This is a genomic window from Companilactobacillus nantensis DSM 16982 (genome assembly GCF_001435815.1).
GTDB classification, from domain to species: domain Bacteria; phylum Bacillota; class Bacilli; order Lactobacillales; family Lactobacillaceae; genus Companilactobacillus; species Companilactobacillus nantensis.
In genome coordinates this window covers 1-10,040 of sequence record NZ_AZFV01000050.1, presented here as the reverse complement: position 1 = coordinate 10,040, position 10,040 = coordinate 1, and the positions used below count along the sequence as shown (strand labels likewise).

General features: G+C 32.0%; 13 protein-coding genes. 9 read left to right on the top strand and 4 right to left on the bottom strand.

The features are described 5' to 3' along the window. Positions 1-287: 287 nt before the first annotated feature. From FD31_RS13165 to FD31_RS13155, 3 genes are all read right to left on the bottom strand, one after another. Entirely contained in the window at positions 288-668 is a 381-nt protein-coding gene (locus FD31_RS13165) for a hypothetical protein (protein WP_057893247.1), read from the bottom strand. A gap of 101 nt (positions 669-769) precedes the next feature. Continuing rightward, positions 770-985 carry a helix-turn-helix domain-containing protein gene (locus tag FD31_RS13160; protein ID WP_057893246.1) on the bottom strand — a complete coding sequence of 72 codons (216 nt, stop codon included), beginning with the start codon at positions 983-985 and terminating at the stop codon, positions 770-772. A 7-nt stretch (positions 986-992) separates the two neighbouring features. Further along, positions 993-1,466, bottom strand: coding sequence for a DUF2975 domain-containing protein (locus FD31_RS13155; protein ID WP_057893245.1), 474 nt, complete (start codon positions 1,464-1,466; stop codon positions 993-995). A gap of 161 nt (positions 1,467-1,627) precedes the next feature. Here FD31_RS13155 and FD31_RS13150 point away from each other — a divergent pair, with 161 nt between their 5' ends. The 8 genes from FD31_RS13150 to FD31_RS13125 all read left to right on the top strand — a co-directional run bounded on the left by FD31_RS13150 (position 1,628) and on the right by FD31_RS13125 (position 8,148). Beyond that, the gene (locus tag FD31_RS13150) at positions 1,628-3,070 is read left to right on the top strand and encodes a glycoside hydrolase family 1 protein (RefSeq protein ID WP_057893244.1); all 1,443 of its coding nucleotides are present in this window, start codon (positions 1,628-1,630) and stop codon (positions 3,068-3,070) included. 82 nt (positions 3,071-3,152) lie between these two features. Beyond that, on the top strand, positions 3,153-3,347 hold the full coding sequence (locus FD31_RS13145) for a hypothetical protein (RefSeq protein ID WP_057893243.1): 195 nt from the start codon (positions 3,153-3,155) through the stop codon (positions 3,345-3,347). A 150-nt stretch (positions 3,348-3,497) separates the two neighbouring features. Continuing rightward, positions 3,498-5,714 carry an SLAP domain-containing protein gene (locus tag FD31_RS13140; protein WP_057893242.1) on the top strand — a complete coding sequence of 739 codons (2,217 nt, stop codon included), beginning with the start codon at positions 3,498-3,500 and terminating at the stop codon, positions 5,712-5,714. Positions 5,715-5,810: 96 nt separating this feature from the next. Then, on the top strand, positions 5,811-5,975 hold the full coding sequence (locus FD31_RS14195) for a hypothetical protein (RefSeq protein ID WP_157049173.1): 165 nt from the start codon (positions 5,811-5,813) through the stop codon (positions 5,973-5,975). 10 nt (positions 5,976-5,985) lie between these two features. Next, on the top strand, positions 5,986-6,141 hold the full coding sequence (locus tag FD31_RS14190; RefSeq protein WP_157049172.1) for a hypothetical protein: 156 nt from the start codon (positions 5,986-5,988) through the stop codon (positions 6,139-6,141). Positions 6,142-6,401: 260 nt separating this feature from the next. After that, the gene (locus FD31_RS13135) at positions 6,402-6,776 is read left to right on the top strand and encodes a BlaI/MecI/CopY family transcriptional regulator (protein ID WP_057893241.1); all 375 of its coding nucleotides are present in this window, start codon (positions 6,402-6,404) and stop codon (positions 6,774-6,776) included. 152 nt (positions 6,777-6,928) lie between these two features. Further along, positions 6,929-7,897, top strand: a complete 969-nt coding sequence (locus tag FD31_RS13130; protein ID WP_057893240.1) for a M56 family metallopeptidase — start codon at positions 6,929-6,931, stop codon at positions 7,895-7,897. Between the two features lie 5 nt (positions 7,898-7,902). Continuing rightward, positions 7,903-8,148 (top strand): hypothetical protein, encoded by a 246-nt coding sequence (locus FD31_RS13125; RefSeq protein WP_057893239.1) that lies wholly within the window; start codon positions 7,903-7,905, stop codon positions 8,146-8,148. Positions 8,149-8,231: 83 nt separating this feature from the next. Here the strand turns inward: FD31_RS13125 and FD31_RS13120 are convergent, their stop codons facing one another. Next, positions 8,232-8,939 (bottom strand): hypothetical protein, encoded by a 708-nt coding sequence (locus FD31_RS13120; protein ID WP_057893238.1) that lies wholly within the window; start codon positions 8,937-8,939, stop codon positions 8,232-8,234. Positions 8,940-9,115: 176 nt separating this feature from the next. On the opposite strand from FD31_RS13120, the gene FD31_RS13115 reads away from it, so the two are divergent. Then, positions 9,116-9,745: a hypothetical protein gene (locus FD31_RS13115; RefSeq protein ID WP_057893237.1), complete on the top strand. Its 630-nt coding sequence runs from the start codon at positions 9,116-9,118 to the stop codon at positions 9,743-9,745. Positions 9,746-10,040 lie beyond the last annotated feature (295 nt).

Sequence of the window (10,040 nt, the reverse complement as noted above, 5' to 3'; positions counted from 1 at the left end):
TAAGGACTTTTGTCACAGCCCCTATTTTTTTTGAGGAGGTCCGCCTCCGAACACGAAAAATACAGGCTGCTGTGGGGACCGCCGAAAGCCAAGGTCTTTCGGCTCGATTTTGAACTTCGCAAAGTACGCGAATTTCAAAACTCGTCCCGTGGTGTAAAGGCTAAAGCCTTAACGCCACTTGCACTGTTGCCTGTATTTTTCGCATTCGGAGGCTAGTGTATTAGTTTTATATATAAATTGTTTTGGTTGATATATCTCAATTCTAGATAGCATATAAAAAAAGAGCCTTATCCTTCAGCGGATAAAGCTCTTTTACTATTTCTAACACGATATGTTTTACGACTATTGAGTTTTGACATAACTTGATTTTTTAATTGATCATTTTCAAAAATTAAATCGTAGTAATCTGTCTTTTTAAGTTGCTTAGAAACTTTTTTAGCAAAGTAATTAAATTCGAGTCGATCGAGTCGTTTTGATTTTTTTGAAAACTTTTTAATTAGGTTGTTTAAAATGGCATCACCTATTTTAATGTATCTTGGAATTTCTATCGACACAGTATTTGATGTGTACCAAATTTTTTGTTTCCCAGGTGTAAAAATAACTTCAATATTATTAACATAGGGAATCTTGTTGATATCCAGGGCCACAGCAATTATCTTTTCAGACATTTTGAAGACTCCTTTCATTTACCTTTTCATTAATTCTACCATAGGTATTTTCATATATTTTAAATAATTTGTGATAGTTTTGTGAAGTTAAATGAATTTAGTTAATTGGACGAATCGTCAGGGACATATTCCAATATATCACCCGGTTGGCATGATAAAACTTGGCAAATTTTTTCGAGCGTTGAAAAGCGGATAGCCTTAGCTTTACCAGTTTTTAGGATAGAAATGTTGGCTTGAGTGATGCCCACTTTTTCGGCTAATTCAGTCACAGTCATTTTTCGTTGAACGAGGAGTAAATCTAAATTTATTTTTATCATAAGCCACCTAAATTGTCAGTTCATTTTCTTGCTTGAATTTAATGGAATTGATCAGTATTTTTTCCATGACAGAAATGAAAGCCGCAATTGCTAATGGAACTAGGACAAAAGCAAAGGCAATAAACATTACTCCAGGGGCATCTCCGTGCTTAGCCGAATAATAAACAAATGGGAGAATTCCGGCTAAAGTTATAGAAGCTGTGATGAACAAGTAACGAACGGTACGAACAAAATGTAATGCTTGTTGAGTAAAAAAATTATGCTGATCAATTAAATGAAAAATTTTGAATAGAAAAAAACTGATAACAAAAACGACTAGGCAAGTTGCTATCAACGCGATTATAGTTGTGATTTGAAAGGGAACTACCGAATAGTCCCGAAGTGAAGTATATAATCCCAAAATTAGCATCAGGCTAAACAATAAAACGAAGGCATCGATACCAGCAGTAACTACTTTAAGCAAGGTTGTTTTGATTTTCATAATAAATGCTCCTATTATTTGTTAAATGTATTTTACGTCTTTTTATATCGATAAACAATATAAATATATTGAAATTCAATGTAACAGAAAATTAATTGTTTATTTTTCCATTTAGAAAGCGTTACCATATAAACATAGTTAAAAAAGAAGGAGTAATTCATATGAGTGTATTTCCAAAGAACTTTTTATGGGGTGGCGCCACTGCTGCTAATCAATACGAAGGTGCCTGGGATGTTGACGGTAAAGGTGTTAGTACCGCTGATCTTTTGTTAGGTGGAACTTACGACAAGCCACGTGTCTTCACCAAAGATATTAAAGAGGGCGCTTATTATCCATCTCACCAAGGTAGCGATTTTTATCACCACTACAAGGAAGATATTAAGTTACTAGCTGGTATGGGTTATAAAACTTATCGAATGTCAGTTGCTTGGACGAGAATTTTTCCAAATGGCGATGATGCTAAGCCAAATCAAAAAGGACTCGATTTTTATCGTAATGTTTTTGAAGAGTGTCATAAATATGGCATTGAACCATTAGTTACGATTTCTCATTACGAAATGCCTTACCATTTAACTGAAGCATATGGTGGTTGGGGCAGTCGCAAAGTTATCGATTTCTACGTTAAATATGCGGAAACTTTATTTACTGAATACAAAGATTTAGTTAAATACTGGTTAACTTTCAACGAAATCAATATTGGAATGTTGTTTGGTGGCTACATGTCACTCGGTTTGCCAATGAAAGATGGTTCAGCTCCATTCAATCCCAATATGTCAGATGCAGAAATTCAAAATAACCTTCAAGGTTTGCATCACCAATTCGTTGCTAGTGCTTTAGCTGTTAAAGTTGGTCACAAAATTAATTCTGACAACATGATTGGCTGTATGATTGCTGGTAACGTCAATTATCCATTAACATCGAATCCAGACGATGTTTTGAAAGCACAATTAGCTAATGAAATTAATAATTACTATTGTGGCGATGTTCAAGTCCGTGGTGCTTATCCACACTTTGCCCAACGTTTCTGGGATGAACACAATGTTAAGCTGAATATTACAGCTGAAGATGAAGAAATTTTGAAAGAGGGAACGGTTGATTACTACAGTTTCAGTTACTACTCATCTAATACTTTGACAACTGATAAGAGTAAGGGTGACGCTGCTGGAAACTTCTCAACGGGTGTTAAAAATCCTTACTTGAAATACAGTGAATGGGGCTGGAGTATGGATCCAAAAGGCCTTCGTTGGTATCTAAATGACGTTTATGGTCGCTATGGTATTCCAATTATGGTCGTTGAAAATGGCCTCGGTGCCCGTGATACAGTTGAAAAAGATGGTTCAATCAATGATGATTATCGAATCGACTACTTAAAAGGTCATGTTGAACAAATGAAAGAAGCTATTAAAGATGGCGTTGATCTGATTGGTTATACACCTTGGGGCTGTATTGATTTAGTTTCAGCTGGTACTGGTCAAATGGCCAAACGTTATGGTTTTGTTTACGTTGATCGTGACGATGATAATAAAGGTGACTTCAGTCGGACACCAAAGAAGAGTTACTACTGGTACAAGCAAGTCATCGAATCAAACGGTGAAAAATTATAAAATTTGTAAGCGTCGTGATTGCGTGCTGACTCAAAAGCTTTCATAATAGGAGTACAATCTCAAAGCAAAGAGGTAATTACTTATGAAAGATAAAATACCGAGGGTCACGCTGAGATTATCAATTGTTGTATTGGTATTACTTGCCATAGGACTCTTTTTTCTGAACCAACCAAACGCAGTGTTAGCACTATTTGCGATCGTCATTTTGTCGGCTGTGTACTTGTGCGGCATGGAAAAAGATCACGATAAATACATGCGACACCGCCGTAAAGAATAAAATCCTAAATAACTTATAAATATTTAAATATTGGTTAAATTTTTTCAATAAAGAAGACATTTTCGACAAATAATGCCTTCTTTTTTTCTGCATAACTGATATTCTTAGGGTATATAGATATATATTAATTTATCAGGGAGATATGTGTTTATGAAAAAATATAAGAAAATGGTTTTGGCTGGTATTTTGCTATCAAGCACCATTTTAGGGGCAAATACTTCAGTCGTTCAAGCTGCAAGTACATCAAACAAATTATTAAACGTTGATACAAGTGAATTTAAGAATTCAGTTGCTAACAACGTTATTCAAGTTATCAACGATTTACTCAATTCGAGTTCTACTGCTAATAAGGTGAACTCTCAAACTAAGTTTTCTGATTTGGAAAATAATCAGACAATAAAAGTCGCACCTATTTTTGGTAAAAAGACTCAGACTGAATTTAGTAAAGTATTACAAGGCGAATTGAACGTTGTTGATGATAGTGAACAATTAGTTCCTATGAAGGTTGTTAAGTCTAACGATACTACTGGCTTTGTAGAAGAAGTTAGCTACACATTAGATGGAACTACTAAGACTGTTAATGTTAAATATAATTATGCTAAACCAACGGTGTCATTTGATGGCAATCAAGTGATGAACTTCAAGCGAGATAATAATAGTGGTGTCACTGATTTAGGAGATGACATAGATGCCATCAATTCAGCTGCAACAGATATTGGTAGTGTTTCTATTAATACAATTAATGGAAATAATGCTAAAGGAAACAAAAATGGAACTGACGTTACTTCCAGTGGAAAAGTGTCTACTTCTGATATAAATCCAGTTACAATAACCTTTACACCAAGTGATTCATATGTTTCTTCAGGTATTTCAGCTAACAGAACGGTAAATCTTTATTCTGCACCAGATTGGTCACTGGTACCTAAAACCGTATCGGATGCGACTGAGTTCATAAAGCAACCGATGGTTATTCAGAATAAGAATAATCAATTGTATAAAGTGTCAATTGTTAATAGTAATGATAATGATAGTTCTGGGCAATATGATTTAACTGCAACAGCAATTGATTCTAAAGGTAATGAAATTAAAGATAATAGTACAAATAAACCAATTACATATACCAATACTATGGCTATAAGCTCTGATTCAACTGAGTCAAATTATTACCCAACGGCCGTGTATAAAGATCCAAAATCTGGAAATATAGTATATACACATAATTTTGGCCTAAAAACTGATTCCAAAACTCCAATACCAGCTTCTGAAGTTCAAAATGCAGTATCACAATTAGGATATACAGTAACAAAGTCATCGTTATCTGATTTTGATTTTGCTAATAAAAACTTTAAAGAATATTTTGTTTCTAAAGATGCATCTACCAAAATAAACTTTAAGAGTATCAATGATGATTATTCAGAAAGCAAAACTTTGACTGGTAATAATGGTATGGATGTTCCACTTAGTGCACCAACTGGTTATAAGTTAGTAAACCCATCAGATAGTTCTCAAACTCTTAATGCTGATCAACCAACAAAGGATATTTATATTCAAAAATTAACTGATAGTGATAATGCCTTAGGTTATACGGTAACTTTCAAAGACAAGAATAATGGTAATCAAACTGTTGGTACAGAAGTTAAAGGAACAGGTAGCTTTGGTAATTATGTAAGCTTAACTGCACCATCAGGTTATGCATTTGCATCTATCCTTGATAATGGATTTATCTTACTCAAGAATAATCAAAACGTAACTAAGTATGTTGTAGTTGCTGACACACCATACAATATTTCTTATGTTGACCAAGATTCTGGCAAAGAAGTAGGTACACAAGCTGGTAAGGGAGCTAATGGTTCAACCATCGTTCTTAAGGCTCCAACAGGATATGCTTTTGTTAGTGCTGATGATGTAAACTACACAATCGATAAAGACACACCGAAATCAACTGTTTATGTTCAAAAATCTGACCAAACTGAGGACAATATTGTTTCTGGATATCCAAAAAATGGTTACATCAAGATTTATGACAAGAATGGTAAGTTAAATAACGATGTTGTTCTTTCAGAAGGTTCAAGCTGGATTATTGATCAACAAGTATCAATCAATGGATCTGAATACTATCGTGTTGCTACAAACGAATATGTAAAAGCTAGTGATGTCTACAAGTACACACCACTACAAACTGTAGCTACAACAAATGGTAAAGATGTCACACCTGTTTATAACAGTCGTGGACAAGTAATCATTGACCGTGCGCTAGATACAAATACTCCATGGTACACAGACCGTTCAGCAACAATCAAGGGTCAAAAGATGTATCGTGTCGCAACTGATGAATGGATTAGAGCATCAGATTCAACCTTGAAATAGTTTTTAGAAAATACACTAATTTAATTATTAGTGTATTTTTTTGTCTGCGCTTTCACAAAAGTGTACACTTGGTATTAAAGTAAAGGGGTTGATTGAATGCGTCAGATGATTGAAATGTTGGTTGTAGCGTTGGTAGCTGGGTTAGTGGTTGCTATCGTTTCGACTTTACGGATGAATGGCATTTTACAAAGTATTATTTATGCTGTTTTAGTCGGTCTGGTCATTTATGCAATCGCCTTGATTATGAGATTCAAAAAATAGGGGGAAACCCATGGACAGATTAACACAAGGGATGGTTTTAGGATTCGTTGCCTTTATAGTCATCTTTGGCTTGAGTATGTTTCACGTTAGCCAGACTGTTATTGGAGCAGCTTTGGTGATTATTTTGATTATTAGTACGATTGTTTTGAGAAGAATTAAGAGATAGAAAAAGCAGATACCGGGATATTTCTCAACTTTGATATAGAATATAAATAAACCAAAATAAGTGTGAATAGATCTTAGTAAAACGAAGGTTTATTCACATTTATTTTCGGCTTATTGAAAAAGTAATCAAAGTAGAGAAAAAATAATTTTTATTACTAATCTTTGATAACCTTTAAATTGCTATTGATGAATTAAATTTAACGTTGTTTTTTTTTACTGACAAAGTATAATTAAACATGATATTTAAGTGGAGATGATTCTATGAAAGAAAAAAGATTGACTAGCAGGGAAGCTGACATTATGAAAATCTTATGGGATTCTGAAGAGGCACTTTCATCACGTGAAATTTCAAAAAAAAAGGAAAATCTAACACTAAATACTGTTCAAGCAACAATGAGAACACTTTTAAAACGAAATCTTGTTATTGCTGATTCAATTGGCTACAGTGGAACTGTATTAACTAGAAAATATATATCTAACTTATCAGAAGAGGATTATTACGAATCCCTTATGACTAAGAAGGGTATTAGCAACTTCCTGACAAACTTTATTGGAAAAAGTGATAATGCTGAACTTGATAAAATAGAAGATATGATTAAGCAAAAGAAAAAAGAAATAAATGGTTTAGAGAAATGAGAATATCGATATCCTCGATAATAGTATCATTGCTACTAACACTAATTTTGATTTGTTTTCTTCAATTAATATTAAAGTCTAAAAAATTATCGCAATTAATTAGGACTGATTTTCTTCTCATATTAAGTCTACCTATTTTTTTGAGACTGATTTTGCCAGTTGAATTTTCTAATACAAGGACGATACGTTCCACAGTTATTTTACCAAGTTTGTATAAGATGGGAAAAAAAAGTTTTGTGGTATTATCTTTGTTCAAAATCGATATTTTTCAAATATTAATTTTGATTTGGTTAGTGGGAATTTTTGTTAGGTTACTATTTCTTTCATATAATTTTTTCAAAGTAAAAAAAAGTTTAAATAGTCTTTTTTCTAGCTCTAAAATAACTAAAGAAATTAGATTAAATGATAATGGGGATAGATTTACTATTTGTAAATTCAATTTTAATCATTCTCCTTTCGTTGCTGGAATAATAAAGCCTAAAATATTTTTACCAAATTATATTTCTAATAAAGACATCGAGAGAATCATCTTAAATCATGAAATTCAACATATAAAAAATAATGATTTGATTAAAAAATTACTATTAGAATTTATAGAATGCATATATTGGTGGTTCATTCCAATATACACATTTAAAAAGCAAGCAAATTTAATTATTGAAATGTCAGTTGATCAAAAAGTTACTGAAAATATGAACTCAAATGATTATTTTCAGTACGTAGAAAGTTTAGTTTCCGTTAGTAAAGCCGTAAATTCAAAAGAGTCTGTTACTAAATTTAATGAGAGTGGGCTAGTTTCCAATTTCACATTAAGTGAGAGCAGTTCTTTGGTGAATAGAATAAAGTTTTTACTTAATGAATATGATTATAAGCATACTTCGAAGTATATTTTGGCTCTAGTACTATTATTACCTCTTTTGTTAACTTCAACGATTTTCGAACCATATTATGCATCGCCTAAAAAAGTTGTATCTACTAGTAGTATTAAAAAGAGTGGTAATGATTATATTCTGAAAAGGGGAAATCATTATTATTTAATAATTGATGGTAATAATAGTGGTGAAGTATCAAATTTAAAGGACCAATCTATACGGGGATTACCAATAAAAAATGGAGAATAGTGAAAATGAAAAAAAATATAATGATTTCTTTAATTGTGGTTTCTTTGGTTTCGCCAATAACAACGACAATAGCACAGGCGGATACCGCGGATGCGTCTAATAGTGAGAACATTAATAAATCCAATCAAATTAAAATTCAACCGCGCAGTGCCATAATTGAATGGAGATTTAAAAATATTAATGGGCATGCATATAAGAGACAATTTAATTACTCAGCCGACAAGTGGGTGGGCGATTGGATTAGAATTTAATACTATTTGATTAAATTATAAATAAAAAGCAGACATAATTATCTTTGCGTTATTGACGTCGAGATAATTGGTCTGCTTTTTGCTTATATAACTTGTGTATTATTTTTAACTACGTAACTAGTTGCGTTAATCCATTCATTTGTTGATATGCGACAATAAATATTATCGTTATATTTTTTAACTTGATCTGTTTGCCAAACCGAATAATTTGATAATGTTTTATTTTTAATCAAAGCAAAAGAGCCATCGTTTTGAAGAGACATTACAGGTACATTGGTAGCATTTTTATTGTTGACTTTTATTGTATCTATATTCTGTTTATTATGATCGGTATTTTTATAAAAGTTTCCAAAATCTTGAATTTCCTGACCTACTTCTTGCATGCGCTTTGCATTTAATTTGAAAATATTTGAGGAATCAACAAATAGATTGTTACCGATTTTCCAATAGTCATATCCATTGATTTTTATATAATTAGCTTTCCAGAAGATAGCACGATGATTATTGAACTGACTAATTTTATTGCCAGTGTTTATCAAATTTCCGTTTTTCATTTTATATAAATCTATGCCACTTCTTTTCGAGTTAGAATCTAGGTCAATCATAATCATATCCTTGCCATTATAATTAGGTAATCGCTGATAGACATTCCCAGTTTCTTTTCTATTTTCAGAAGTAGAAACTAATTTGTCTGTGTAACCTGTGTTGTTACCAATGGATGCACTGACGATGTTTTCGTTTGCAAAAACGGTTGCTAATGTAAGAGCAGTGATTATTAAAATTTTTTTCATGCTTAACTCCCCCTCTTTAATTTGAACCAAGTTTAACATATGATATGTTGATGTAAAAGGACATTTAGAACTAAAAAAAAATAATAATGTAAAAAAATATTGTGTTAATAAAAAAATATTGAAAAACTCTGTTACTAAGTGTATGTTATTTGTATAGGAAAAAGAGGAATATAGATATGAAATTAGGAAGTATTTTAACAAGCACAGTTGCAATGGGGGTAGGGGTATTATTCATTGGCACTAGTACAACTGTAAATGCAGATACTATTAACTCAAATGATATTAGTAAAGAAAGCATACAACGTGATTCTGTAGATAAATCTGACATTGCGTTTTCTTATAATGATGTGGAAAATGATTCAGACTTGGTTAATGATAACGAAGTTGAAACTAATTCATTAAATGATTTCACTACCGATGAGTCTGATAATATAAAAAATGAATCAACTGATTATAATTCGGAATTAACGAAAAAAGATGATTTTGAAATTATTGGAAACCAAGATTCAAATAGTGAAAGTAATACTGCTTTGAACCAAAAAGAGAATAATAATACGGCTGACAATGATAGTAATAATGAAATTAAGACATATACTAGAATGATGGCTGCCAAAAAGTATACAATAACGATAATTGCACACCCTTATGCTCAAGTATATTCTTTTAATTCTAGGAACACATTGATGCCAGCAAATAAAGGGCTAGCACCTGGATCAAGATGGGGTGCTTATCTAGGTGATTCAGGAAACTATTGGAAAGTGGCAACAAATGAATATATTCAAAAAAGAGATGCTACGACACGATAATTTTTTAAGATGATATTTTTCAGTGCTATACGTTCGAATCTAGCTATTAATGAAAAATAAATGGAATCACAATGATTTTGAGTTGAAAATTGTTGTGATTCTATCTTTATGTAAAGAATTTTAATTATATTCTGATCTAGTAATACATATTTTATACAGAAATAATCATGTTAACAAAAGTGTACATTTTTGTAGAAGATGAATAAAATGTTGGAAATTTAGTAATTATTTTGATTGTTAGTACAATTGTTCTTAGAAGAATTAAGAGATAGAAAAGGGGCTGTGACATAACTCC

What these genes read in the sequence shown, in the direction of transcription:
- FD31_RS13140 (WP_057893242.1), top strand. Translation starts at nt 3,498, where the DNA reads ATGAAAAAATATAAGAAAATGGTTTTGGCTGGTATTTTGCTATCAAGC.
- FD31_RS13160 (WP_057893246.1), bottom strand. Translation starts at nt 985, where the DNA reads ATGATAAAAATAAATTTAGATTTACTCCTCGTTCAACGAAAAATGACT.
- FD31_RS13125 (WP_057893239.1), top strand. Translation starts at nt 7,903, where the DNA reads ATGAAAAAAAATATAATGATTTCTTTAATTGTGGTTTCTTTGGTTTCG.
- FD31_RS13165 (WP_057893247.1), bottom strand. Translation starts at nt 668, where the DNA reads ATGTCTGAAAAGATAATTGCTGTGGCCCTGGATATCAACAAGATTCCC.
- FD31_RS14190 (WP_157049172.1), top strand. Translation starts at nt 5,986, where the DNA reads ATGGACAGATTAACACAAGGGATGGTTTTAGGATTCGTTGCCTTTATA.
- FD31_RS13150 (WP_057893244.1), top strand. Translation starts at nt 1,628, where the DNA reads ATGAGTGTATTTCCAAAGAACTTTTTATGGGGTGGCGCCACTGCTGCT.
- FD31_RS13155 (WP_057893245.1), bottom strand. Translation starts at nt 1,466, where the DNA reads ATGAAAATCAAAACAACCTTGCTTAAAGTAGTTACTGCTGGTATCGAT.
- FD31_RS13135 (WP_057893241.1), top strand. Translation starts at nt 6,402, where the DNA reads ATGAAAGAAAAAAGATTGACTAGCAGGGAAGCTGACATTATGAAAATC.
- FD31_RS14195 (WP_157049173.1), top strand. Translation starts at nt 5,811, where the DNA reads ATGCGTCAGATGATTGAAATGTTGGTTGTAGCGTTGGTAGCTGGGTTA.
- FD31_RS13120 (WP_057893238.1), bottom strand. Translation starts at nt 8,939, where the DNA reads ATGAAAAAAATTTTAATAATCACTGCTCTTACATTAGCAACCGTTTTT.
- FD31_RS13115 (WP_057893237.1), top strand. Translation starts at nt 9,116, where the DNA reads ATGAAATTAGGAAGTATTTTAACAAGCACAGTTGCAATGGGGGTAGGG.
- FD31_RS13145 (WP_057893243.1), top strand. Translation starts at nt 3,153, where the DNA reads ATGAAAGATAAAATACCGAGGGTCACGCTGAGATTATCAATTGTTGTA.